The 22,654-nt window shown below is 69.8% G+C and carries 23 protein-coding genes and 2 pseudogenes; 12 read left to right on the forward strand and 13 right to left on the reverse strand.

Annotated features, from left to right (window positions below):
* Position 1: 1 nt before the first annotated feature.
* Positions 2–345 (reverse strand): annotated as a pseudogene (locus QE381_RS10215) (ArsR/SmtB family transcription factor).
* Between the two features lie 80 nt (positions 346–425).
* Between QE381_RS10215 and QE381_RS10220 the strand changes: the two are divergent.
* Positions 426–821, forward strand: a complete 396-nt coding sequence (locus tag QE381_RS10220; protein ID WP_307217856.1) for an SGNH/GDSL hydrolase family protein — start codon at positions 426–428, stop codon at positions 819–821.
* A gap of 310 nt (positions 822–1,131) precedes the next feature.
* Positions 1,132–2,301, forward strand: coding sequence for an RtcB family protein (locus tag QE381_RS10225; RefSeq protein WP_307217857.1), 1,170 nt, complete (start codon positions 1,132–1,134; stop codon positions 2,299–2,301).
* A gap of 96 nt (positions 2,302–2,397) precedes the next feature.
* Here the strand turns inward: QE381_RS10225 and QE381_RS10230 are convergent, their stop codons facing one another.
* The 6 genes from QE381_RS10230 to QE381_RS10255 are packed head-to-tail and all read right to left on the reverse strand — an operon-like array spanning position 2,398 to position 7,761.
* Complete coding sequence (locus QE381_RS10230) at positions 2,398–3,993, reverse strand: ABC transporter substrate-binding protein (protein WP_307217859.1); 1,596 nt, start codon at positions 3,991–3,993, stop codon at positions 2,398–2,400.
* Between the two features lie 50 nt (positions 3,994–4,043).
* The gene (locus tag QE381_RS10235) at positions 4,044–4,799 is read right to left on the reverse strand and encodes an ABC transporter ATP-binding protein (protein ID WP_307217860.1); all 756 of its coding nucleotides are present in this window, start codon (positions 4,797–4,799) and stop codon (positions 4,044–4,046) included.
* Entirely contained in the window at positions 4,796–5,761 is a 966-nt protein-coding gene (locus QE381_RS10240; RefSeq protein WP_307217862.1) for an ABC transporter ATP-binding protein, read from the reverse strand. The genes QE381_RS10235 and QE381_RS10240 overlap by 4 nt, the downstream gene beginning before the upstream one ends.
* On the reverse strand, positions 5,758–6,645 hold the full coding sequence (locus QE381_RS10245) for an ABC transporter permease (protein ID WP_307217864.1): 888 nt from the start codon (positions 6,643–6,645) through the stop codon (positions 5,758–5,760). Before QE381_RS10245 ends, QE381_RS10240 begins: the two co-directional genes overlap by 4 nt.
* Positions 6,642–7,112, reverse strand: coding sequence for an ABC transporter permease (locus QE381_RS10250; protein WP_307217866.1), 471 nt, complete (start codon positions 7,110–7,112; stop codon positions 6,642–6,644). The genes QE381_RS10245 and QE381_RS10250 overlap by 4 nt, the downstream gene beginning before the upstream one ends.
* A complete protein-coding gene (locus QE381_RS10255) occupies positions 7,078–7,761 on the reverse strand; it encodes an ABC transporter permease (RefSeq protein ID WP_307217868.1) in 684 nt (227 codons plus the stop codon). The genes QE381_RS10250 and QE381_RS10255 overlap by 35 nt, the downstream gene beginning before the upstream one ends.
* A gap of 17 nt (positions 7,762–7,778) precedes the next feature.
* Between QE381_RS10255 and QE381_RS10260 the strand changes: the two genes are divergently transcribed.
* Positions 7,779–8,360 (forward strand): PadR family transcriptional regulator, encoded by a 582-nt coding sequence (locus QE381_RS10260; protein WP_307217870.1) that lies wholly within the window; start codon positions 7,779–7,781, stop codon positions 8,358–8,360.
* Positions 8,361–8,394: 34 nt separating this feature from the next.
* Here QE381_RS10260 and QE381_RS10265 read toward each other — a convergent pair whose 3' ends face one another.
* The gene (locus QE381_RS10265; RefSeq protein WP_307217871.1) at positions 8,395–9,066 is read right to left on the reverse strand and encodes a cysteine hydrolase family protein; all 672 of its coding nucleotides are present in this window, start codon (positions 9,064–9,066) and stop codon (positions 8,395–8,397) included.
* A gap of 93 nt (positions 9,067–9,159) precedes the next feature.
* Here QE381_RS10265 and QE381_RS10270 point away from each other — a divergent pair, with 93 nt between their 5' ends.
* The 5 genes and pseudogenes from QE381_RS10270 (at position 9,160) to QE381_RS10290 (ending at position 14,778) form a co-directional block, all read left to right on the forward strand.
* Entirely contained in the window at positions 9,160–10,677 is a 1,518-nt protein-coding gene (locus QE381_RS10270) for an MFS transporter (protein WP_307217873.1), read from the forward strand.
* A gap of 46 nt (positions 10,678–10,723) precedes the next feature.
* A pseudogene (gene purL, locus QE381_RS10275) lies at positions 10,724–13,058 on the forward strand (phosphoribosylformylglycinamidine synthase subunit PurL).
* Positions 13,055–13,189, forward strand: a complete 135-nt coding sequence (locus tag QE381_RS10280; RefSeq protein WP_307217874.1) for a hypothetical protein — start codon at positions 13,055–13,057, stop codon at positions 13,187–13,189. The pseudogene purL and the gene QE381_RS10280 overlap by 4 nt, the downstream one beginning before the upstream one ends.
* A 157-nt stretch (positions 13,190–13,346) precedes the next feature.
* Positions 13,347–14,054, forward strand: a complete 708-nt coding sequence (locus QE381_RS10285) for a hypothetical protein (protein ID WP_307217876.1) — start codon at positions 13,347–13,349, stop codon at positions 14,052–14,054.
* A gap of 187 nt (positions 14,055–14,241) precedes the next feature.
* A complete protein-coding gene (locus tag QE381_RS10290; protein WP_307217878.1) occupies positions 14,242–14,778 on the forward strand; it encodes a hypothetical protein in 537 nt (178 codons plus the stop codon).
* Positions 14,779–14,787: 9 nt separating this feature from the next.
* Here the strand turns inward: QE381_RS10290 and QE381_RS10295 are convergent, their stop codons facing one another.
* Positions 14,788–15,084 (reverse strand): chorismate mutase, encoded by a 297-nt coding sequence (locus QE381_RS10295; protein ID WP_307217880.1) that lies wholly within the window; start codon positions 15,082–15,084, stop codon positions 14,788–14,790.
* Between the two features lie 57 nt (positions 15,085–15,141).
* Here QE381_RS10295 and QE381_RS10300 point away from each other — a divergent pair, with 57 nt between their 5' ends.
* The gene (locus QE381_RS10300) at positions 15,142–16,263 is read left to right on the forward strand and encodes an AI-2E family transporter (RefSeq protein ID WP_307217882.1); all 1,122 of its coding nucleotides are present in this window, start codon (positions 15,142–15,144) and stop codon (positions 16,261–16,263) included.
* Positions 16,264–16,269: 6 nt separating this feature from the next.
* Here the strand turns inward: QE381_RS10300 and QE381_RS10305 are convergent, their stop codons facing one another.
* The 3 genes from QE381_RS10305 to QE381_RS10315 all read right to left on the reverse strand — a co-directional run bounded on the left by QE381_RS10305 (position 16,270) and on the right by QE381_RS10315 (position 18,981).
* Positions 16,270–17,457, reverse strand: coding sequence for a beta-propeller fold lactonase family protein (locus QE381_RS10305; protein ID WP_307217883.1), 1,188 nt, complete (start codon positions 17,455–17,457; stop codon positions 16,270–16,272).
* Positions 17,457–18,743, reverse strand: coding sequence for an adenylosuccinate synthase (locus QE381_RS10310; RefSeq protein ID WP_307217885.1), 1,287 nt, complete (start codon positions 18,741–18,743; stop codon positions 17,457–17,459). Before QE381_RS10310 ends, QE381_RS10305 begins: the two co-directional genes overlap by 1 nt.
* Before the next feature lie 97 nt (positions 18,744–18,840).
* The gene (locus QE381_RS10315) at positions 18,841–18,981 is read right to left on the reverse strand and encodes a hypothetical protein (RefSeq protein WP_307217887.1); all 141 of its coding nucleotides are present in this window, start codon (positions 18,979–18,981) and stop codon (positions 18,841–18,843) included.
* Between the two features lie 182 nt (positions 18,982–19,163).
* On the opposite strand from QE381_RS10315, the gene QE381_RS10320 reads away from it, so the two are divergent.
* Genes QE381_RS10320 through QE381_RS10330 form a run of 3 tightly spaced genes read left to right on the forward strand, consistent with a single transcriptional unit; the run spans position 19,164 to position 21,714 of the window.
* Complete coding sequence (locus tag QE381_RS10320; protein WP_307217889.1) at positions 19,164–20,144, forward strand: methionine ABC transporter ATP-binding protein; 981 nt, start codon at positions 19,164–19,166, stop codon at positions 20,142–20,144.
* Positions 20,141–20,860, forward strand: a complete 720-nt coding sequence (locus QE381_RS10325) for a methionine ABC transporter permease (RefSeq protein ID WP_307217891.1) — start codon at positions 20,141–20,143, stop codon at positions 20,858–20,860. Before QE381_RS10320 ends, QE381_RS10325 begins: the two co-directional genes overlap by 4 nt.
* Before the next feature lie 29 nt (positions 20,861–20,889).
* A complete protein-coding gene (locus QE381_RS10330; protein WP_307217892.1) occupies positions 20,890–21,714 on the forward strand; it encodes a MetQ/NlpA family ABC transporter substrate-binding protein in 825 nt (274 codons plus the stop codon).
* A 103-nt stretch (positions 21,715–21,817) separates the two neighbouring features.
* On the opposite strand, the gene QE381_RS10335 is transcribed toward QE381_RS10330, so the two are convergent.
* Positions 21,818–22,606 carry a hypothetical protein gene (locus QE381_RS10335; RefSeq protein WP_307217894.1) on the reverse strand — a complete coding sequence of 263 codons (789 nt, stop codon included), beginning with the start codon at positions 22,604–22,606 and terminating at the stop codon, positions 21,818–21,820.
* Positions 22,607–22,654: the final 48 nt, after the last annotated feature.

Here is a 22,654-nt window from a genome sequence, read left to right on the forward strand (position 1 = left end):
ATCAGTCTTCGGGCTCGGCGAGCAGGGCGTCGAGGCGGTCGATGCGTGCGCGCCACAGGTCTTCATAACGGCTGAGGAGCGCACGGGCGCGGGCGATCATGGCGGGGTCGGGGCGCGCACGAGCCGCTCGCGCCCCTCGGCCCGCTTGACGATGAGGCCGGCCGCCTCCAGCACGGCGACGTGCTTCTGCACCGCCGCGAACGACATGTCGTAGTCGGCCGCGAGGGCCGAGACGGACTGTTCCGCCACGATCGTCCGCCGAAGGATGTCGCGCCGCGTCGACGCGGCGAGCGCGTGGAAGAGGCGGTCCAGCTCGTCATCCGTGAGTTCCATTCGTGCAACCATTTGGTTGTACGTTAGCGAGGGAGCGAGGCTCGGTCAAGACCTCCCGTGTCGAGAACGCGTTCGAGTGACACAGACCGGCCTTGCGTGACACAGGCGGGCGGTCTGATGACATCGAGTGTCACGACACGCCGACGCTCGACGAGCTGATCCACGCGCTCGAAGACGTAGCGGGCCGGGCGCGGGCCGCCGGGCTCGACGTCATCCTCGCCACGATCATCCCCTTCCTCCCTGCAGCCGGGTTCGACGCGGCTCGCGAGGAGATCCGTGTGGCGGTGAACGAGTGGATGCGCCGACACTCGGGTGCGCCGGTCATCGACTTCGATGCCGCGCTCCGGGACGCGGCCGCGCCCGGGCAGCTGGCGCCCGCCTACAACGGGGGCGACCACGTGCACCCGAGTTCCGATGGTCTCGACCGCATGGCCGACGAAGCCGCGCGCGTCATCGCGACAACCGTGCGAGGGGGCTCGCAGCGATGACCGTCACGGGCGTCCCGACACGCCGCACGGTTGACGCCGCATCCGCCACCCCCTACTCTCGGAAGGCTGTGCCCCACCGGGCGCAGCATCAGCCGAGGAGACGACCCATGAACGCACGCGACCGCCTGCGTCAGGACGCGGTCCTGCAGCTTCTTGCGAAGCGCAACGACCGCTATGAGTCGTACCCTCCGGCGCGCAGCATGTGACGGCATCCGTCCCACGCCCCGCACCGACAGGTCCGGGGCGTTTTTCTTTCCGCGGGGAGGAACTCCCGGACCGGCTGGTCCACCGCCACGCAAGGAAAGGAACCATGGAGAAGCTCTCCGCACGGCTCCTGTCGTGGGCGAGCCTGATCGACGAGAAGACGCTCGATCAGGCTCGCACCTCGGCACGGATGCCGTTCATCCACCCGCACATCGCGCTCATGCCCGACGCTCACCTGGGCAAGGGCGCGACGGTCGGCTCGGTGATCCCGACGCTCGGCGCCATCATGCCGGCGGCCGTCGGCGTCGACATCGGATGCGGCATGACCGCCGTCCGCACCCAGTTCGAGCTCACGCAGCTCGCCGGTCGCGACCTCGCGCCGCTGCGTGAGGCCATCGAGCGCGCCGTCCCCCTGTCGGCCGGCCGCGACAACCGCAAGGTGGTCGCCACGGCCGAGCCGCGGATCGCCGAGCTCGAAGACCGGGCAGCCGCATCCGGATTCGACCCGGCGACCTACGCGGGTCACTGGCGGCTCCAGCTGGGATCCCTCGGCTCGGGCAACCACTTCATCGAGGTGTCGGTGGACGAGCTCGACCGCGTCTGGATGTTCCTGCACTCCGGCTCGCGCGGCATCGGCAACAAGATCGCCACGCACCATATCGCGGTCGCGCAGCGCCTCGCGACGCAGTGGTGGATCGACCTGCCCGACCGTGACCTCGCCTACCTCGTGGAGGGCACGCCCGAGTTCACGCGGTACATCCGAGAGCTGAAGTGGGCGCAGCACTTCGCGCTGCTGAACCGGGAGGAGATGATGGACCGCGTCGCGCGCCAGCTCGGCGAGTTCCTCGGCGAGACCGTCATCGAGCACGAGCGGATCAACTGCCACCACAACTTCACGCAGCACGAGCGCCACTTCGGCAAGGACGTGTGGGTCTCCCGCAAGGGGGCCATCCAGGCGGATGCGGGTCGCCCCGGCCTCATCCCGGGATCGATGGGCACGGCGTCCTACGTCGTGGAGGGGCGCGGCAACCCGCTGTCGCTGAACTCCTCGCCGCACGGGGCCGGTCGCGAGTACTCCCGTTCCGCCGCACGGCGGACGTTCTCGCACGACCAGCTGCGTGAGGCCATGGCGGGGATCGAGTTCCGCGACACCGACGCGTTCATCGACGAGATCCCGCAGGCCTACAAGCCGATCGACCGGGTGATGACGGATGCGGAGGACCTCGTGACGATCAGGCACGCGCTGCGCCAGCTCGTCAACGTGAAGGGCGACTGAGCACCCGGTCGCCACCCCCGGCAATGGCGGTGCCCCGCGGCCCCCGGCATGAGTGCCGGGGGCCGCGGGGCACCGGTCAGGCGTCACACCTCGACGTCATTTCTCCATGTAGACGTCCGTGAAGTCGATCCACCAGCTCTTGGGCTGCTGGAATCCCTTGACGGCCGACGACATCGCGCGCGGTGCGGTGTCGTTCACGACGAAGAGCCAGGCCGCATCCTCGGTCACGAGGTGGCCGACCTGCGTCAGAAGCGCGGCGCGTTTCGCATCGTCGACGGTTCCGAGAGCCTGGTCGTAGAGCGCTTCGGCGTCCTTGTTGCAGTAGCCGAAGAAGTTGCCGTCGCATCCGAACCAGAAGCCCTTCCAGCTGGAGGGCTGCTCAAGGCTGAACGCCTGGTTGGCGGCCTGCCATCCGGTGTTCCCCGCGCCGAGCTTCGCATACATGCCCGAGAAGTCCACCGGCGCGAGAGTGACCCGGAATCCGACCTTCGCCAGCTGGGCCTGCAGCGCCTCGTTCATGGCCTTCGCCTGCATCGAGCCCGATCCCGCCGTGATGTAGCCGACCGTCACGTCGACGCCGTCGGGGTACCCCGCTGCGGTCAGCAGAGCCTTCGCCTTGTCGGGATCGTAGGAGTAGATGTTGTCGGCGTCCGTGTAGTACGGGCTCGCGGCAGCGAACATCTGGTACGCGGGAACCGCGGTTCCGTGGAGCAGGTCGTCCGCGATGGCCTTGCGGTCGATCGCATAGTTCATGGCCTGCCGGACACGGATGTCGTCGAACGGCTTCTGCCCCGTCATGAGCTGCCACGACCACTCCCAGTCGAAGGCGTTCCCGGTGGCGACGAAACCGGCCGACTTCAGACCGGCGAGGTCGTCGGGCTGCGCGGCTTCGATCCAGTCGACGCGGCCGGAACGGAGAGCGGCGGTGCGGGCGGAAGGATCGGGGATCAGGGTCACGGTGATCCGCTCGAGCTTGGGCTCGCGTCCCCAGTAGTGGTCGTTTCGAGTGAACGAGATGGACTGGTTCTGCTGGAGTTCGTCGAAGACGAACGGACCGGTTCCGACGGGGTGAGACGCCTGGCCCGCGGAGCCGTCCTTGTCGAGAGAGGTGGGGCTGGCGAAGTACACGTTGTAGAGGTCCGCGAGGAAGAAGGCGAACGGCTTCTTCAGCGTGAACGCGACCGTCGAGTCGTCGACCTTCTTCACGGAGTCGACGTAGGTGAGGACGGTGTAATAGGTGATCAGCACCGGGTCGTAGTGCGGGTCCGACGAGTCCATGTACCGGTGGATGTTGTACAGCAGGGCGTCGGCGTTCCAGTCGGTGCCGTCGTGGAACTTCACGCCCTTCTGCAGGTCGAACGTGTACGTCAGGCCGTCGTCCGAGACCTTCCAGGAGGCGGCGAGCGCGGGCGCCACACCGGCTGGAGCGTTCGGATCGGAGACGTCACGCTTGGTGAGGCCTTCGTAGACCAGGTTGCCGATCAGTCGCTGGCCCTCGTAGCCGGCGGTCGTGATGGCGCCGGTGTCGAGGCTCGGGAACGAGGCCATCTGCGAGCCGATGACCAGCTCTTGGTCATCGGCTCCCTTCGAGCCTGACCCGCCGGCGCATGCCGCGAGCGTCAGCGCGACGGCGAGAGTGACTCCGGCGACCGCCAGGCGACGCCGGGATCGGAGGAACGAGGGGAATGGCATGTGTCTCCTCAGAGGGGTTCAGTGGTGTGCGGATGGGAGGGTGGTGCTCTTCACGGGCCGACCGGGTGTCGTGCCGCGAGAAGCTCTTGGGTGTATGGGTCCCGTGGCGCGGCGAGGACGTCGGTCGTGCGACCGGCCTCCACGAGCCGGCCCCGGTTGAGGACGAGGACGTCGTCGGCGATGTGCTCGACGACCGCGAGGTCGTGCGTGATGAAGAACATCGCGACGCCGAGCTCGAGCTGCAGCTGGGCGAAGGTGTTGAGGACCTGGGCCTGCACCGACTTGTCGAGCGCGGAGACGGCCTCATCGCAGACCAGCACCTTCGGACGCCCGGCGATGGCCCGCGCGATCGCGATGCGCTGCGCCTGGCCGCCGGACAGCTCGTGCGGATAGGCATGGGCGTAGTCGAGCGGCAGGGCGACGGTCTGGAGCAGATCTGCGGTCAGGCTTCGCCAGTCCTTTCGAGGCAGGGACTGCGCCGCGAACTGGAACTCGAGACTCTCCCGCACGGTCATGGTCGGGTTCAGCGCGTTGCGCGGGTCCTGCGGAACCAGCTGGATCTCGCGTCGAGCCCGACGCAGCGCGGACCTGCTGAGCGAGAACAGGTCGCGCCCGTCGAGCTCCACTGTGCCCGCGTCCGGGTTCATCAGACGCATGACGATGCGTCCGAGTGTGGACTTCCCGCTGCCCGACTCGCCGACGACGCCCAGCGTGCGGCCGGCCTCGATGCGGAATCCGACGTCGTCGAGCGCGGTGTAGTCACCGAATCGCTTGCCGATGCCCGTGCCTCGAAGGACGGTGTTCATGATGCGGCCTCTCCGTCGGCGACAGCGTGTCCAGGGGCGACTTCACGCAACGGGCCCCAGTCACGGCGGGCCCGGACATCGTCCGGCACCAGAGCGAGGTGTCCGCGCGCGACGGCGGCGGAGGGCTCGGCCGCGAGCAGGGCGCGGGTGTAGCCGTGTCGCGGCGTGCGCAGCACGGCCGGCGCGAATCCGAGCTCGACGATCTGTCCCGCGAGCATGACGGCCACGCGGTCTTGCGGCTGCGAGGCGACGAGCGCGGCGATGCCGATGTCGTGGGTGATGAAGAGGATGGCGGTGCGCAGCCGACGTCGCAGATCGTCCAGAAGGCCGACGACGTGCGCCCCGACGGAGGCATCGAGCGCGCTGGAGGGCTCGTCCGCGACGATCAGCTCGGGGTTGCAGCTGATCGCGATCGCGATCGCGATCCGCTGGCGCATTCCGCCCGACACCTCGTGCGGATAACAACGCACGACCCGTTCCGGCTCGCGGATCTGCACCTGTGCGAGCAGCTCGATCGCTCGCCGCCTCGCGACCGTCCGGTCCGGCACCTGCCGATGCTGCAACAGCGTCTCGCAGATCTGCGCGCCGATGCGCCGCATGGGATCGAGAGAGGCGTTGGGGTCCTGTGGAACCATCCCGATCCGGTCGCCGTGGATGTCACGCAGCTGAGACGCAGAGGCGGCGACGAGATCGGTCCCGTCGAAGACCGAGCTGCCGGTCACCGTCGCGCTGTGCGCCGCCAGGCCGGTGATGGCCCGGGCGAAGACGGTCTTGCCGCTGCCGGACTCCCCGAGGAGCACGGTCACCTGGCCGCGTTCGAGCCCGAGCCCGAGCCCATCGATGACCCGGACGGGCGTGCGGCCGGGTCGCGGGAAGGCGACGCGGATGTCGGTCGCGTCCAGCACCAGCGGGATGTCGGGCGTGAGCCCGCCGGCCGGCACGGCGGAGAGCAGGTCGCTCATGAGCGCTGCCCCCGACCCGAGATGGCGTCGCGGAAGCCGTCGCCCACGATCGGGAACAGCATCGACAGCAGCAGGATGACGACGACCGGAGTCAGCGCGAGCGCCGGATCGCTGTAGACGGCGGCCTGCATCTCGTAGAGGATCGAGCCGAGCTCGGGCTGTGGCGAGGGCACGCCGAGGCCGATGAACCCGAGCCCGCCGGCGATGGCCACGTTGGCTCCGACGAGAGAGGTGGAGTAGGCCAGCACGGCGGGGAGCGCCACGGGCACGATCTGCTTGACGAGGATCGCGCGGCCGGAGGCGCCGGAGGCGCGAGCCACGGTGACGAAGTCGAGCTCTCGGATGCGCGCGACCTCGGTTTCGGCGATGCGCGCGACCGGAGCGATCCAGACGAAGCTCAGCGCGAGGATGAGAGTGCCGAGGCCCACGCCGAGCGCGATGGCGAGCAGCAGCGCGAGCAGGACCCCGGGAAAGGCGAAGAGCAGATCGACACCGCGCATCAGCACCGTGTTGACGACGCCGTTCGACAGGCCGGCCAGGGTGCCGATGGCCAGGCCCACGGCCGTCGCGATCAGGATCGGCGCGACGCCGGCGAACAACGAGGTCCGCATCGCGAACACCAGCCTGCTCAGCATGTCCCGCCCCTGCGTGTCGGTGCCGAGCACATGTCCGTCGCTGAAGAACGGCAGCAGGCGTTGTGAAAGGTCTCCGGTGAGCGGGTCGTCCAGCGGCAGGAACGGTGCGGCGACCGCGAGCAGTGCGAGCAGCGCGATGACGCCGAGCGCGAGCTTCGATCGCAGCGGCATCCGGCTGAGCAGCGAGCGACGTGTGAAACGAGGGGTGGCTGCGGTGGGCACCGGAGCCTTGAGGACCACATCGGTCATGCGCGTCCCTTTCTGATTCGCGGATCGAGCAGAGCGTTGACGACGTCGGCGACGAGCAGCACCACGACGAAGATGAGCGCGATCACCAGCGCGACCGCCTGCACCAAGGTGTAGTCACGCAGGCCCACCGACTGGACGATGAGCGCCCCCAGACCGGGGATGCTGAAGATCTGCTCGACGAACAGGGCTCCGCCCAGCATCGAGCCCACCTGGATGCCGAGGACCGTGACCATCGGGGGAAGGGCGTTGTGGTGCGTGTGCAGAGCGAGCCGCCACGGCGACAGACCGCGGGCGCGGAGCGTGGGGAGCAGCTCCGTGGCCTGCAGCGTGGAGATGGATGTCTTCAGTGAGCGGGCCATCTGCGCGCCGGGGGCGAGCGCCAGAGCCAGGGCGGGGAGGGCGAGGTGCGCGGAGACGTCTCCGAACGAGCCGTCACCCCGCGTGCCGACGCCGCCGGCGGGGAACACGGGGGAGCAGCACGGCGAAGACGGTGAGCAGGAGCAGCGCCACCGTGTACTGCGGCGCCGAGAGGAAGAGCGCCTCCGCGGCGTCGGACGCTCGCCGGACCGGCGTCCACCGCGAGGTCGCGAGGTTGCCCATCGCGAGGGCGAGGACGATGGCGAGGATGCTCGCGGCGAGGCCCAGCATCACCGTGTTCTGCAGCGCGGGTCCGATGATGTCGGCGACCGGGCGCCCCTGGCTGTAGGAGTAGCCGAGGTCGCCGCGGAGAACGTGCTCCAGCCACAATCCGAACTGAACGGGAAGCGGCTGATCCAGCCCCATGACGGAGCGCAGCTTCGCCCGCTCCTCCAGCGTGCTGTCGGTCCCGAGTATCGTGAGCGCCGGATCGCCGGGGATCGCCCGGATCGCGAAGAACACGACCACGGCCACGAACAGACCGGTGATGATCGTCATCGCCAATCGACCGACCACGAGTCGCGTAAGCCGATTCTGCGGTATGGCTTTGTAGTCCATAATTGGAATTATTACCGGCACACTATTTCGGATGTGTTTCCTTGGGATGACACATCGACCCCGGCCGCCGCGAGGCGCGAGAAGGGAAGCCTCGCGCATAGCATGAGCAGAGTGCTCCGCCCCGCGCAGGGGTTCGAACATCTGAGAAAGGACTCATAGTGGCGCTTCGGCACGCGATCCTGGCGGCCCTTTCACGGGGCAAGCCACGCACCGGCTACGAGCTCAACGCCAGCTTCAGCGACGTCAACGATCGCGCGTGGCACGCCAGCCCGTCCCAGGTGTACTCGGAGCTCGCGCGCATGGAACAGCTCGGCCTGATCGACATCACGGAGCGCAACGAGCGCGGCCGGACCAGCTACATCATCAACGACAACGGAGTGGCCGAGCTCCAACGCTGGCTCCTGCACGATCAGCCCGACCACGGCATCCGCGACGATGCGATGCTCCGACTGCTCAACCTGTGGGTGCTCGATCGCGCCGACGCCGACTACCTGCTCAATTCGGAGATCACCTTCCAGCGACAGCGGCAGTTCAGCCTGTCGCACCTGCTGAGCCACTGGGAGCAGGAGCGCGACGATCCCGACAACGCCGTCTGGCGCAACCGCCGCGCGCTCTACACGCTATGGCTGCGCCAGACGAACCTCATGCTCGAGTGGCTCGACGAACTGCGCGTCGTCCTGGAGAACCCCGACATCCCGGTTCCGGAGGCGCTCACGGGCGCCGTCCCCGACCGCGCCTGACGCGTCGACGACGGCACCCCTCGGCACTGCGCGCTCATGACTCGATGAGCGCCATGTCCTCCGGGGCGCGACCATAGCCAGGAGTGGTGAAACGCCGCTCCCACGGGGCGACCGGTGCCAGCAGCTCCCGCCACGGGGCGACCTCCACATACAGCACCCGCAGTGCGTCGAGCGCGTTGCGGTGCAGCACCTCTCCGTCGGTCGACACGGCATCCTCGGGAACCGCGACATCGAAGTTCTTCATCATGCCGGTGCGCGAGGTCGTCTCGACGCAGACGTTGGTCTGGAGTCCGGCGACCACGAGACGCGTGACGTCGAGGTTGCGCAGGATCGGGTCGAGATCGGTGTTGAAGAAGGCGTCCCATCGGTGCTTCTCGATCACGATGTCGCCCGGCTTCGGCGCAACCGCATTCAGGATCTGCGACCCCCATTCCTCCTCCGCACCGATCGGCGAGTCGGTCGTCGCACCGTGGTCCGCGAGCAGACGCCGCATGCTCGGCGTCGCATCGGCGCCATCGGCACGAGAGGTCTGCCGCGTGTAGATCACGGGCACGCGAGCGTCGCGGGCGAACGACAGCAGCGCGGCGCATTCAGCGACGACGGTGTCGAAGTTCCAGATGGGCGGCCAGCCGAGCGCGCTGCGGCGCTCCTGCTGCAGGTACATGTTCTGCATGTCGATCATGATCACTGCCGTGCGCTGCGTCACGCTATCCCCAATCCCGTAGTGTGTTTTGGTAGTCCAATACTGTTATATGGTCTTGATGTTTCTTCAGTGTTTCTTCGCGACGGAAGGCGGAACGTGTCCGCAGGTACCGATGCCGTGTCGGCAGCGAGCCCACGTCGCTGGCGCACCTTCTGGGTCCTCGCCGCCGCGGCGGCGCTGACGATACTGGACGTATCGAAGCTCGGCGTCGCCCTGCCCGCCATCCAGAACGACATGGGCGGATCGCCCGCCACCGTCCAACTCATGCTCGTGGGCTACACGATCGCGTACGCCGCGATGCTCGTGCCGGCGGGACGCATCGGCGACGTGCTCCGACGACGGACAATCTTCCTGACAGGCGCGACGATCTTCGTCGTGGCGAGCCTCGCCGGCGCCGCAGCGCCGAACGTCGCCTGGCTCGTCACGGCGCGGATCGCCGAGGGCGTGGGAGCGGGGCTGCTCATGCCTCAGGTGCTGGGGATCATTCAGCGCATGTTCCCGGCCGGAGAACGCGCCAAGCCGCTGGCGGCTCTCGCGGCCCTCACCACACTCACCTCGCTCGTCGCGCCGGTGCTGGCGGGCGCCGTGATGGACCTCGCCGGCGACGCATGGGGATGGCGCCTCCTGTTCCTGATCACGGTGGCCGCCGGCGTCGTGATCGTCCCCCTGGCGGCCATGCTGGTGAAGGAGCCGCCCACCACGGCCCGCCGAGACTTCGATCGCACCGGTGCGGTGCTCCTAGGCGCCGGTGTCGTCCTCGCCATCGCGCCGCTGTCGACGTCCTCCGGCACGCTCCCGTCCGATGTCTGGCCGTATGTGCTCACGCTTCTCGGCGCCGGCCTGCTGACCCTGTTCGCCTTCCACGAGCGCCGCGTGGCACGCCGGGGCGGCGAGGCGCTCATCGATCCCGCCCTGTGGCGGCTGCCCCACTTCGGTCCCGGCGTGCTCGTCTCCGGCTGCATGCACGCGGCCGCCACCGCGGGGACGCTGATCGTGACTCTGGCCTATCAACAGATCGCGGGCCGCACGCCGCTCGAGACCTCTCTCTGGATGCTTCCCTCCGCCTGCGCGAGCCTGCTCGGCTCATGGCTCGCGTCGCGCGTGACCTCCACCAGCGGCACGGCCGTGTCCGCGGGCGCCGCTCTGGGCGCCCTGGCACTCGGCGGCATGGGATTCGCCTTCGCCGCGGCCGGCGCCGCCGCTCTCCCTTGGATCATCGCCGCGCTGTTAGGGGTGAGCTCGTTCGGGTCGGGACTCGCCGCGCCCGCGAACCAAGCTCGGACTCTGCTCTTCGCCCCCGGGCACCGTGCGAGCATCGCCGGCTCGCTCATCCAGTTCGCTCAACGCACGGGGTCAGCTGTCGGCATGGCGGTCGCCCTCATCGTCTACTACGCGTTCTTCACCCGGCCGACGTTCGCCGGACAGCCTGCGGCGGGTCCGATGATGGCGCTGTGGACGGTCGCAGCGATGCTCCTGGCCGGCGCCGCGATCGCACTCATCGACCAGCGCCGCACGCGTCGGACAGCCGGCCGTGCCGAGACGACGCCCGAGGCCCCGCTGCCGGTCGGTGATGCCCTTGCGGACACCGGGGCGGGCGGGATGCTGCGAGGCTAGACTGGGCCGCATCCCCGGCCATCCGCGATTCTTGGAGTCACGCCGCGTGAGCACCCCCGTATCGGCCCCGGTCGCCGACACCATCGAGAACGCCCTGGCGACGCCCGACAAGGAGCAGCCGTACGCGGCTCTGGGTCTGAAGCCCGACGAGTACGCCCGGATCAAGGAGATCCTCGGCCGCCGCCCCACGAGCGGCGAGCTGGCGATGTACTCGGTCATGTGGAGCGAGCACTGCTCCTACAAGTCGAGCAAGATCTACCTCCGTCAGTTCGGCCAGAAGGTCAGCGACGAGATGAAGACCCGCCTCATGGTCGGCATGGGCCAGAACGCCGGCGTCGTCGACATCGGCGAGGGCTGGGCGGTCACCTTCAAGGTCGAGTCGCACAACCACCCGAGCTACGTCGAGCCGTTCCAGGGCGCCGCCACCGGCGTCGGCGGGCATCGTGCGCGACATCATCTCGATGGGCGCGCGGCCGGTCGCGGTCATGGACCAGCTCCGCTTCGGCGCGATCGACAACCCCGACACCGCGCGCGTCGTGCACGGCGTCACCAGCGGCATCTCCTTCTACGGCAACTGCCTGGGCCTGCCGAACATCGGCGGCGAGACCGTGTTCGACGCCGTGTACCAGGGCAACCCGCTCGTCAACGCGCTCGCGGTCGGCGTCCTCCGCCACGAGGACCTCAAGCTCGCCAACGCATCCGGTACGGGCAACAAGGTCGTGCTCTTCGGTGCGCGCACCGGCGGCGACGGCATCGGCGGCGCATCCATCCTCGCCTCGGACACCTTCGCCGACGGCGGCCCGACCAAGCGCCCCGCCGTGCAGGTCGGCGACCCGTTCGCGGAGAAGGTGCTCATCGAGTGCTGCCTCGAGCTCTACCGCGACGAGCTCGTCGAGGCGATCCAGGACCTCGGCGCCGCCGGCATCTCGTGCGCGACGAGCGAGCTGGCCGCCAACGGCGGCTCGGGAATGCGCGTCGACCTCGAGAACGTGCTGCTGCGCGACCCCACCCTCACGCCCGAGGAGATCCTCATGAGCGAGAGCCAGGAGCGCATGATGGCGATCGTCGCGCCCGACAAGCTCGACGCGTTCCTCGCGGTCACCGGCAAGTGGGATGTCGAGACCAGCGTGCTCGGCGAGGTCACCGGCGACGGGCGTCTGAAGATCTACTGGCACGGCGAGCAGATCGTGGATGTCGACCCCTCGACGGTCGCGGTCGACGGCCCGGTGTACGAGCGCCCCGTCGCCTACCCCGGCTGGCTCGACGCGCTGCAGCACGACTCGGCTGCCGCGCTCGCCCGGCCGACCGACGCGGAGTCGCTCAAGGCGCAGTTCCTGGCCCTCCTCGGCAGCCCGAACCTCGCCGACACGAGCTGGATCACGAACCAGTACGACTACTACGTCCTCGGCAACACGGCCCTCAGCTTCCCCGACGACGCCGGCATGATCCGCGTCGACGAGGAGTCCGGCCTCGGGTTCGCGATCGCGACCGACTGCAACGGCCGCTTCTGCCAGCTCGACCCGTACCAGGGAGCGCGCCTCGCTCTCGCCGAGGCGTACCGGAACGTCGCCGTCACGGGCGCGACCCCGACGGCGGTGACCGACTGCCTCAACTTCGGCAGCCCGGAGAACCCCGAGGTCATGTGGCAGTTCTCGCAGGCCGTCGAGGGGCTCTCCGACGCCTGCCTCGAGCTCGGCATCCCGGTCACCGGCGGCAACGTCAGCTTCTACAACCAGACCGGCGACACCCCGATCCACCCGACGCCGGTCGTCGGGGTCATGGGCATCATCGACGACGTCGCGCGCCGCATCCCCTCCGGATGGCAGGACGCGGGCGAGAACATCTACCTGCTCGGCGTCACGGCCAACGAGCTGAGCGGCTCCGCCTGGGCACAGGTCGTGCACGAGCACCTCGGCGGACGCCCGCCGGCCGTCGACCTCGCCGCCGAGAAGCGCCTCGCCGAGCTCTTGCGCGCCGGCAGCGACCAGGGCCTCATCTCCAGCGCCCATGACCTGTCGGAGGGCGGGCTCGGACAGGCTCTCGCCGAGACCGTCATGCGATTCGGCGTCGGCGCCCGCGTGTGGCTCACCGAGATCATGGACCGCGACGGGGTGGATGCGGCATCCGCCCTCTTCTCGGAGTCGACCGGCCGCGTGATCGTCTCGGTGCCGCGCGAGGAGGACGTCAAGTTCCGCGGGCTCTGCGCCGGCCGCGACTACCCGGTCCTCCGCATCGGAGTGACCGACAGCGCCGCGGACGGCGACGAGCCCGCCCTCGAGGTGCAGGGGCTGTTCACCGTGCCGCTCAGCGAGCTGCGCGCCGTCTCGCGCGGAACGCTCCCGGCGGTGTTCGGGCCGACCGTGACCGAGGAGGGCCGATGAGCGACGATCCGGAGTACCGCGAGTTCCAGGGCCGCCGCCAGGTGCGGATGCGGGTGATCGCGTGGGTCGTCATCATCGCCCTCGTGCTGGTCGGCGGCGGCGCCACGGTGCTGTCGCTCCTGTTGAACTGACCCTCACCGCCGCGCGCGCCCGAACCGAACGGCGGGGATCTTCGGCGACACGCCGCGTCTGCGGCATCCCCACCGGCGTGTCGTGCACGATCCCCGCAGATGAGGATGCCGCGAGGGCACCCGGCGCCCACCCGGACACCCCGCGTAGCATGAGACCGTGGGACCGCTCTTCGAGGTCCTCGCGTTCTGGTGGTGGACGGCGCCCGCAGCCGCGGGTCTCGGCGCGGTCGGGTACGCGGGGCTGACGACCGGACGCCGCAGGTCTCGGCGTCTGGCGCTGGATGCGGCCCGCGTCGAGGAGCAGGCGGCCGTCCGCGACGTGCTCACCGCCCGAGCCGACACCCGCACCGCCCGCGCGGCGCTCGCCGCGGCACAGGCGGAGCGAGGGCGCGGCGTGTTCGACACCCCGGCGATGGCCGAGGCCCGCCGTCGGCTTCAGCAGGCGAAGGCCGCGCAGCGCCGGGCCGTGCTCGCCCTCCGCGCGCAGCGCGAGCACGTCCGCGCGGAACGCGCCCGTATCGCGGCGATCGCCTCCCCCGACGACCTGCCGCTCGTCCGGCTCGTGCGCGAGCACGACGCCGTCATGGGACACTGGCTCGAGTACGAGACGGATGTCGAGAGCGCGCTGGTCTTCCCCCAGATGACCGACCCGCGGCATCCGACGACCGCGGCGTTCCTCACCGCGATGCAGGAGGCCCAGCACCTCCGGCCGCCATCGGGCGCCACCCGGATGCCCGCGGCCGACTTCGTCGCCTACCGCGCGGCGGTCGGGCGCCTGCAGGCGGCGTTCGCGACGGCCGAGGAGTCGGCCCTCCGCGCGAGCACGCGTCCGCGGACGCGGCCCGGCACATCGCCGGAGCGATAGCGCGCCTACCATGAGCACGTGAACCTCCTGCAGTTCGTCGGCTCCTACTGGTGGCTGGTCTTTTCCCCTCGGCGGGGCGGCCGCGGCGGCCACACGACGCATCTACACGCTGTGGGAGCGCGACGCCCCGGCACGTCACGCGCGCCGGCTCGAGCTGCTCGAGGCGAAGGGGAGCCTCCGACAGGGCGTGAGTGCGGTCGCCGCTCCGGCCGCCGCCCCGGCGCACAGCACGCTCGCGCAGACGATGGCCGCGCACGACGCCGTCACCGCGCGGTGGCTGGAGTACGAGCTCGACGTGGCCAAGACGATCGCGTACCCGGCGATGAGCGACGGCCGTCAGGAGCTCACGGCGGCGTTCCTGCGCGCCAAGAAGGTCGCCGACCGGATGCGTCCGGCCTCCGCCGACGCTCGTCTCGCGCCCGGTGACCTCGCCTCCTACCAGGACGCCGTGACCGACTACGAAGTCGCCTTCGAGGTCGCCGAACGCGACGCCCGACGGCTCAAGGACTCGGAGTTCACCCCGGCCGAGCGCAAACGGCTCGACACCGCGAAGCAGCTGCTCACCGTCGCGGTGGACCAGGCGGCGACGCCGGCGGAGCGGCAGCTCGCCTATCGACGCGTCCGCGAAGAGCTCGACGGCCTCATCTCGCTCTCCGACGGCGCGATCGAGCACCTGGAGCACCGCGTCGCGCTCGAGCTCCCCGAGACGCCGGGCGCCGCCTGAGCCGAGGGCTCAGCGCCCGTCGGCCGCCTCCGTGTGGTGCCGGATGACCTCGGCCACGACGAAGTTGAACCACTTCTCCGCGAACTCCGGGTCGAGGTCGGCCTGCTCGGCGAGCGCACGCAGACGCGCCACCTGCTGCTCCTCGCGCGCCGGGTCGGACGGCGGCATCTGGTGGATCGCCTTGAGCTGACCGACCTGCTTCGTCCGGCGGAATCGTTCCGCCAGCATGTAGATGAGGGCGGCGTCGATGTTGTCGATGCTGGCCCGCAGGTTCAGCAGCGTCTGTGTCGGATCCGTGTCGGTCATGGCGTCCTCCTCGCGCCTCGACACTACCGGCAGCGGCGCCCCTCTAGAGTGTGACGCATGACCGACCCGTCTCCCGAGCGCCCCGAGACGCCCTCCCCCGCCCCGTCGGGCGCCGGGACCCACTGGACCGCGCTGCGCTCACCGTTCGCCGTCGGCTTCTACGTCACGCTCGGCGCGCTCGCGGCGATCGTGCTCGGCCTCGCCGTGTCGAACCTGTCGACCGTGATCATCTACGTCGTGTTCGCGTTGTTCGCCGCCCTCGGACTCGACCCCATCGTCCGGCTGCTGGGGCGCCACAACGTCAGCCGCGCGTGGAGCATCGTCATCGTCTACTTCGCGTTCGCGCTGGTGCTCGTCGGCGTCCTGTGGCTGATCATCCCCACGGTCGTGCGTCAGATCGCGCAGTTCGTCACCGACATCCCCCGGCTGATCTCGGACTTCCAGCGCTCCGACACCTATGCCTGGCTCCATGACACGTTCGGCAGCTCCGTCGGCGACATCCTCTCGCAGGTGCAGAGCTTCCTCACCAACCCGACCAACATCGCCACCATCGGCGGCGGCGTGCTGCAGGTCGGCATCTCGATCGTGACGGGCATCTCGGGGCTCGTCATCATCCTCGTGCTGAGCCTGTACTTCCTCGCGACCCTGCCCACGATCAAGGGCGCGTTCAACCGGCTCGTCCCGGCGTACTCGCGCCCGCGCGTGGCCGACCTCACCGAGCAGATCACGGACTCCATCGGCGGCTACCTGATGGGAATGGTGATCCTGGCGTTCTTCAACGCCGTCATGGCCTTCATCCTGTACCTGGTGCTCGGCCTGCCGTTCCCGCTGCTCATGGCGGTCGTGGCCTTCTGCATCACCCTGATCCCGCTCGTCGGCTCGGTCATGTTCTGGGTCATCGGATCGTCGCTCGCCCTGTTCTCGAGCCCGCTGTCCGCGCTGATCTTCGCGATCGCCTACCTCATCTACATGCAGCTCGAGGCATACGTTCTGACGCCGCGCGTCATGAACCGCACGATCTCGATCCCCGGCTCGCTCGTGGTGATCGGTGCCCTCGTGGGCGGAACCCTCCTCGGCCTGCTGGGCGCACTCGTCGCGATCCCGGTCACGGCCTCTCTCCTGCTCATCCTCAAGCAGGTCGTCATCCCCCGGCAGGATGCGAAGACCGTGCCCCGCTGAGCGGGTTCAGCGCACCGGGAGCAGGCAGGTGGGAGAAGGCACCGCGGTGCGGTGACGGATGCGGCCGGGCACCCCGGTACGCTCGTCCAGCGTGAGCGAGGCCGCCTCGTCGGATCGCTGACCCGCGACCAGCAGCGTGTCGCGGACCACGACGTGATGCCGCGGCCAGTCGACGCCGGCGTCCACGAGGGCGACCGGTGCGAGACGGTCGCCCGATCCGCCCACCCGCAGCGCGGCGATCGTGTTGCTGCCGCGCAGGCCCGCGTAGAGGAACACGCTGTCCCGCGAGAGCGCGATCTCGGCAGCGAGGTCGTCGTCCGCCGTCGCCGGAGACAGGGCGGTCGCCGAGACGACGCGCCATGCCCCGGACTCGTCCGGGGCGAGCACATAGACCTCGCGGGAGAGCTCGGTGACGACGTAGAGGTGGCCGCTGGGGTGCGCCACCATGTGCCGTGGTCCGACGCCGCGCGGCAGCACGACCTGCCCCCGCGCATGCAGCCCCGTCGGCTCCGGACGCCAGAACCGCACGAGATCCAGCCCCATGTCGGTCGTCACGACGCCGTGCGAGGGCAGGAAGAGGGCCTGATGCGCGCGGGAGACCCTCGCCTCGGGCTCCGCGTCCGACTCCCCGGCGGCCACGACGATCTCGACGGGCTCGTCGTGGGTCGGCAGGAGATGCGCGAACTCCTCGCCCGCGGCATCGCGCAGCGCACGGGCAGCCGCCGCGAGGTCGATGTCGACCGGGGCCGCCGGTGCGCCGCCGGAACCGGCGTACGGATCCGTCGCGGGCGCGGCGAGCTGGGGCGCGGAGGGCACCCCGGCGTCGTCGATGCGCATCCGCACGACCCTCCCGTCTCCCCAGCAGCTGGCCACCAGCGAGCCCCCGTCGGGCGCGACGGCCACGTGGCAGACCAGCTCACCCGCATCGACGGGCGCGCCGTGCCGCACGAAGGACGCCTCGCCCGTGCGGCGGAACGCCTGCACCTGAGAGGCGCCCTCCATCGCCGCGTAGACGATGTCGTGCGTCGGGTGCCGCGTGAGCCAGGAGGGCGAGCCGTCGGTCGCCGCGACGGTCCCCGCGAACCCGAGCGGGCCGCCGGCGAGCACGTCGTCGGCGGCGCCGGCGCGCAGCTCACCGATGCCGGTGGCCTCGCCATCCATGTCGGCGGTGTAGCCGCCCACCCAGAAGCGCATCAGTCCACGAGATCGTGGCGCACGATCACGGCGTCGCGGGCGGGCCCGACGCCGATGACCGAGATGCGGGAGCCGCTCATCGCCTCGAGCGCGAGCACGTACTCCTGCGCCGTGCGCGGCAGGTCCGCGAACGTGCGGGCACCGGAGATGTCTTCGCTCCAGCCGGGGAAGTACTCGTAGATCGGCTTGGCGTGGTGGAAGTCGGTCTGGTTGACGGGCATCTCGTCGAACCGCTCGCCGTCGACGTCGTACGCGACGCACACCGGGATGCGGTCGAGACCGGTGAGGATGTCGAGCTTGGTCAGCACGAGGTCGGTGATGCCGTTGATGCGGCTCGCGTACCGCGCCACGGGCGCGTCGTACCAGCCGACACGGCGCGGGCGACCCGTCGTCGTGCCGAACTCGAAGCCCTGCGAGCGCAGCCACTCACCCTGCTCGTCGAAGAGCTCGGTCGGGAACGGTCCCGAGCCGACGCGGGTCGAGTAGGCCTTCACGATGCCGACGATGCGGTCGAGACGGTTGGGCCCGACCCCCGACCCGGTCGATGCCCCGCCCGCCGTCGCGGATGACGACGTCACGAAGGGATAGGTGCCGTGGTCGATGTCGAGCATCGTCGCCTGGCCGCCCTCGAAGACGACGACATCCCCCGCATCCAACGCCTGGTTCAGCAGCAGACCGGTGTCGGCGACCATCGGCCGCAGCCGCTCGGCATACGAGAGGAGGTCGTCGACGATCTCATCGCACGTGATCGAGCGACGGTTGAAGACCTTCACCAGCAGGTGGTTCTTCTGGTCGAGGGCGCCCTCGACCTTCTGACGCAGGATGTTCTCGTCGAACAGATCCTGGATGCGGATGCCCACCCGATTGATCTTGTCGGCGTAGGCGGGGCCGATGCCCCGGCCCGTCGTGCCGATCTGGCGCTTGCCCAGGAAGCGCTCCGTCACCTTGTCGAGGGTGCGGTGGTACTGGGTGATGACGTGGGCGTTGGCACTCACCCGGAGCCGGGAGGTGTCGACGCCACGGGCGGCGAGCGCCTCGAGCTCGGCGAAGAGCACCTCGAGGTCGATCACGACGCCGTTGCCGATGACCGCGTTGACGCCGGGCGACAGGATTCCCGAGGGCAGCAGGTGCAGCGCATACTTCTCGTCGCCGATGACGACGGTGTGGCCGGCGTTGTTCCCGCCGTTGAACTTGACGACCCAGTCGGTGCGGTCGCCGAGCAGGTCGGTCGCCTTGCCCTTGCCCTCGTCCCCCCACTGGACCCCGACGATCACGATGCCTGGCATGCGTTCACTTTCCGTTGTCTGACGGTTACGCCTCATCCTACCGAGGGGCCTCCGACACCGTGCCGCGCCGCCCCCGGCGCCCGGAGAGGGGGGCGCGCTACGACGGCTCGGTCGTGCGGACCAGACCGCAGTTCACGCACGACCACGCGACGAGGAACCGCTCGTCGTCGAGGATCTCGAACAGCAGCGGATCGCCGCACGTCGGGCACGCCCGAGGGTCGGGTCTCGGCGCATCCATGCCCTCAGCCTAGGCACGCGCCCACAGCCCGTCCCCGTCGCAGTGTCCGGCTCGTCGAACTCAAGCTCGGATGACACCGGGCGTAACACCGATTGGGACCGAGGCCGGTTCACAGGGAGACTGGACACACGCGTACACACTGGTCACCCGGGCGCGACACCGAGTTGGAAGGTACCGCCCGCGTGATTGAGATCGAGCACGTGTCGAAACGCTACGGCGCCCTCGCCGCCGTCGACGACGTATCCCTCACCATCCCGACGGGCGACGTCTACGGCGTCGTCGGGCAGAGCGGGGCCGGCAAGAGCACGCTCGCGCGCCTGGTCAACCTGCTCGAGCGCCCGGACTCCGGAACCGTGACGGTCGACGGCGTCGAGCTCACCTCGCTCGGCGACGCCGACCTCCGCGCCGCGCGGCGCAAGATCGGCATGGTCTTCCAGCGGTTCAACCTGCTCGGCAGCCGCACCGTGCGCGGCAACGTCGAGCTGGCCGTCGAGCTGGACGGCACACCTCGCGCGCAACGTCGGGACCGCGCGCAGGAGATGCTCGACCTCGTCGGTCTCGGCGATCGCGGCGACGCCCCCGTGCACGAGCTGTCGGGCGGACAGCAGCAGCGCGTCGGCATCGCCCGCGCGCTCGCCGCGCGCCCCACGGTGCTGCTGTCGGACGAGGCCACGAGCGCGCTCGACCCGGAGACGACGACCTCGATCCTCGACCTCTACCGGCGCATCAACGCGGAGCTCGGCCTCACGGTGCTGCTCATCACGCACGAGATGGATGTCGTGAAGTCGATCTGCCGATCGGCCGCTCTGATCGAGCGCGGCCGGATCGTCGAGAGCGGCCCGCTCACCGACCTCATCCGCACGCCCGGCTCCCGTCTGACGGCGCAGCTCTTCCCGCTCGGGCCGGTCCCGGCATCCGTCGGCGCCTCCTCGGCCGTGATCGACATCACGTTCGCGGGCGGCAGCGCGGACCGCCCGGTCATCGCCCAGCTGGCGCGCGACCACGGCCTCGACGTGTCGATCCTCGGCGCCCTGATCGAGCAGATCGGCGGCGCACAGGCCGGTCGCACCCGCATCGAGGTTCCCGGGTCGGCAGCGGCCGCCGTCGTCGCCGACCTGCGGGCGCAGGGCCTGCTCGTCGAGGTGCTCAAGGAGGCCGTATGAACAGTCAGCTCCTCTCGGTCCTGCTGGTCGCGACCGGCCAGACGCTCTACATGGTGGGCGTCTCGCTCGTCGTGACGGTGATCGTCGGGCTGCCCCTCGGAGTCGTGCTGGTCGGCACCGAGCGAGGCGGGTTCCTCGAGACGCCCTTCGGATCGCGTCGTCTCGGCGTCGTCATCAACCGCATCCTGGACTTCATCGTCAACCTCGGCCGATCCGTGCCGTTCATCATCCTGATGGTCGCGCTCATCCCGGTCACCCGACTGATCGTGGGCACGTTCATCGGCCCGACGGCGGCGATCGTGCCGCTGTCCGCGGTCGCGATCCCGTTCTTCGCGCGGATGGTCGAGATCGCGATCAAGGAGGTGGATGCGGGACTCCTCGAGGTCGCGTCCTCACTCGGGGCGAACCGATGGCAGCTGGTCACCAAGGTGCTGCTGCCCGAGGCGGCGCCGCCGATGCTCCTCGGCCTGTCGACGACCGTCACCTCGATCATCAACTTCTCCGCCATGGTCGGCACCGTCGCCGGCGGCGGGCTCGGCGACGTCGCGATCCGCTACGGCTACCAGCAGTACAGCTGGATCCACATCGTGTCGGTGATCATCATCATCTTCGCGATCGTGATGATCCTGCAGTCCCTTGCCGCGTGGGGCGCACGCCGTCTCGCGCGGCGCGGCCCCCGCGCCGCGCGCACCCGCAAGGTCACGTCCGCCGTGTGAACGGCACCGAGAGAGGAAACACAGCACCCATGTCCACCATTCGCAAACCCCTGATCGCGGCGGCCGCGGCGGCCGCCCTCGCCCTCGTCCTGACCGCGTGCGCAGGCACGTCGTCGACGCCGGCCGCCTCCGGCGACGGGCTGGGCACGATCAAGGTCGGTGCCCTCCAGACTCCGGCCGGCGACATCCTGAACCACATCGCCGAGAACGGCGCCAAGGAGCTCGGGCTGACGATCGAGTTCGTGCCCTTCACCGACTACAACACGCCCAACTCGGCGCTCGCGGACGGCTCGATCGACGCGAACCTGTTCCAGAACGCGACGTTCCTGAACAACTTCAACAGCAAGACGGGCTCGAACCTGGTGAGCGTCGGCGAGGCGTACCTGCCCACGGCCGCGTTCTACTCGCAGAAGATCACCGACATCAAGCAGCTCGCGGACGGCGCCTCCATCGCGATCCCCAACGACCCCACGAACGAGGGACGCGCCCTGAAGATGCTCGCCTCGTCGGGGCTCATCACGGTGACCGACAACGTCTCCGACCTCAGCGGCGTGACCGCGAACCCGCACAACTTCCAGTTCAAGGAGATCGAGAACGCGACGCTCCCGCAGGCGCTGCCCGACGTCGACGCCGCGTTCGTGACGATCACCTTCGCCCTGCCGGCGGGCCTCACCTCGAAGCAGGCGATCCTCATCGAGGGGACCGACAGCCCGTACTACAACGTGCTGGCCACCCGTCCGGAGCTCGCCAACGACCCGCGCATCACGGCCCTCTACACGCTGCTGACCTCCGAGGAGACCGCGGCGTTCGAGAAGGACACCTGGGGCGGCCTGGTCGTCCCCGTCACGAAGTAGCCGTCGCGCCCCTCCCACCGGGATCCCATCGGATCGCCGGGGTCACGCAGAACGCGGCGCGACCCCGCAGCACGAGGGGATCTCGGTGCCGGAGGGCACGGCGTCAGCCGCCGAGCTCGGCGGTGATGTCGTGCCAATGCACGGATGCCGCGGGCTCGGCGCCCCGGAGGAAGGCGAGAAGGATCTCGGTCGCGAACACCGGCGTGAGCCGCTCGTTCTCGCGGATCCTCCGAGCGCGACCGGCGCCCTCCACATCGACCTCTGGGCCCGATTCCTCGGCGGCGGTCGCGGCGACCTCGTGGCGGAAGACGCGACGACCGAGCCGGCGACGCCATCGACGTCGTTCGAGGGTGACCCCATCGGCGCTTCCGAAGACCTGGGTGTAGTCGCCGTTGCGCTTCTCGAGCACGAGGAACCCCGGAACGTACCCGGGATCGAGCCACTCGACGGCGGCGCAGACGAGCGCCTCGGACGGGTCGACGACGACATCCAGGTTCTCGACGGTGAGCCGGAACCCCCGCCGGGGCTCGGTGGCCCGCGGCTCGCGCGGCGGCGTCCAGACGGGGGCGTTCGAGGAACTGACCGCCCAGACGCCCACGCCATGATGGACGGCCAGCTCGCGCACGTGCGTCTCGACCGCCTGGGCCGCGCTGAAGGTGCACGAGACCCAGATCACGGCACCGCTCGCACTGTACCCGGCGAACAGCGCTCCCTCGGGCAGCTCTTCCGGCGCCAGCTCGTAGCCCGGGACGCGTCGACGCAGGTCGTCCTCCCAGGCCAGGAGCCGAGGCGTCGCAGCCGCCTGCAGGTGCTCCCCGGTCAGCCAGTCGCGCAGGGCATCCTCGTCCGCCGGCGCGAGGGCCGGATCGAACACCGCGATGTCGAAGCTCATGGGCCCTCCTCATCCACCACACCGGCAGTATGCCCGCCCACGCCCCGT

Origin of the sequence: Microbacterium sp. SORGH_AS_0888 (genome assembly GCF_030818905.1) — a bacterium.
Lineage (GTDB): Bacteria > Actinomycetota > Actinomycetes > Actinomycetales > Microbacteriaceae > Microbacterium.

Bases quoted from the DNA above. Each gene is read 5' to 3' on its own strand.
- QE381_RS10225 (WP_307217857.1), top strand. From the start codon at position 1,132: ATGGAGAAGCTCTCCGCACGGCTCCTGTCGTGGGCGAGCCTGATCGAC.
- QE381_RS10230 (WP_307217859.1), bottom strand. From the start codon at position 3,993: ATGCCATTCCCCTCGTTCCTCCGATCCCGGCGTCGCCTGGCGGTCGCC.
- QE381_RS10235 (WP_307217860.1), bottom strand. From the start codon at position 4,799: ATGAACACCGTCCTTCGAGGCACGGGCATCGGCAAGCGATTCGGTGAC.
- QE381_RS10240 (WP_307217862.1), bottom strand. From the start codon at position 5,761: ATGAGCGACCTGCTCTCCGCCGTGCCGGCCGGCGGGCTCACGCCCGAC.
- QE381_RS10245 (WP_307217864.1), bottom strand. From the start codon at position 6,645: ATGACCGATGTGGTCCTCAAGGCTCCGGTGCCCACCGCAGCCACCCCT.
- QE381_RS10255 (WP_307217868.1), bottom strand. From the start codon at position 7,761: ATGTTCGAACCCCTGCGCGGGGCGGAGCACTCTGCTCATGCTATGCGC.
- QE381_RS10280 (WP_307217874.1), top strand. From the start codon at position 13,055: ATGAGCGACGATCCGGAGTACCGCGAGTTCCAGGGCCGCCGCCAGGTG.
- QE381_RS10295 (WP_307217880.1), bottom strand. From the start codon at position 15,084: ATGACCGACACGGATCCGACACAGACGCTGCTGAACCTGCGGGCCAGC.
- QE381_RS10300 (WP_307217882.1), top strand. From the start codon at position 15,142: ATGACCGACCCGTCTCCCGAGCGCCCCGAGACGCCCTCCCCCGCCCCG.
- QE381_RS10305 (WP_307217883.1), bottom strand. From the start codon at position 17,457: ATGCGCTTCTGGGTGGGCGGCTACACCGCCGACATGGATGGCGAGGCC.
- QE381_RS10310 (WP_307217885.1), bottom strand. From the start codon at position 18,743: ATGCCAGGCATCGTGATCGTCGGGGTCCAGTGGGGGGACGAGGGCAAG.
- QE381_RS10315 (WP_307217887.1), bottom strand. From the start codon at position 18,981: ATGGATGCGCCGAGACCCGACCCTCGGGCGTGCCCGACGTGCGGCGAT.
- QE381_RS10325 (WP_307217891.1), top strand. From the start codon at position 20,141: ATGAACAGTCAGCTCCTCTCGGTCCTGCTGGTCGCGACCGGCCAGACG.
- QE381_RS10330 (WP_307217892.1), top strand. From the start codon at position 20,890: ATGTCCACCATTCGCAAACCCCTGATCGCGGCGGCCGCGGCGGCCGCC.
- QE381_RS10335 (WP_307217894.1), bottom strand. From the start codon at position 22,606: ATGAGCTTCGACATCGCGGTGTTCGATCCGGCCCTCGCGCCGGCGGAC.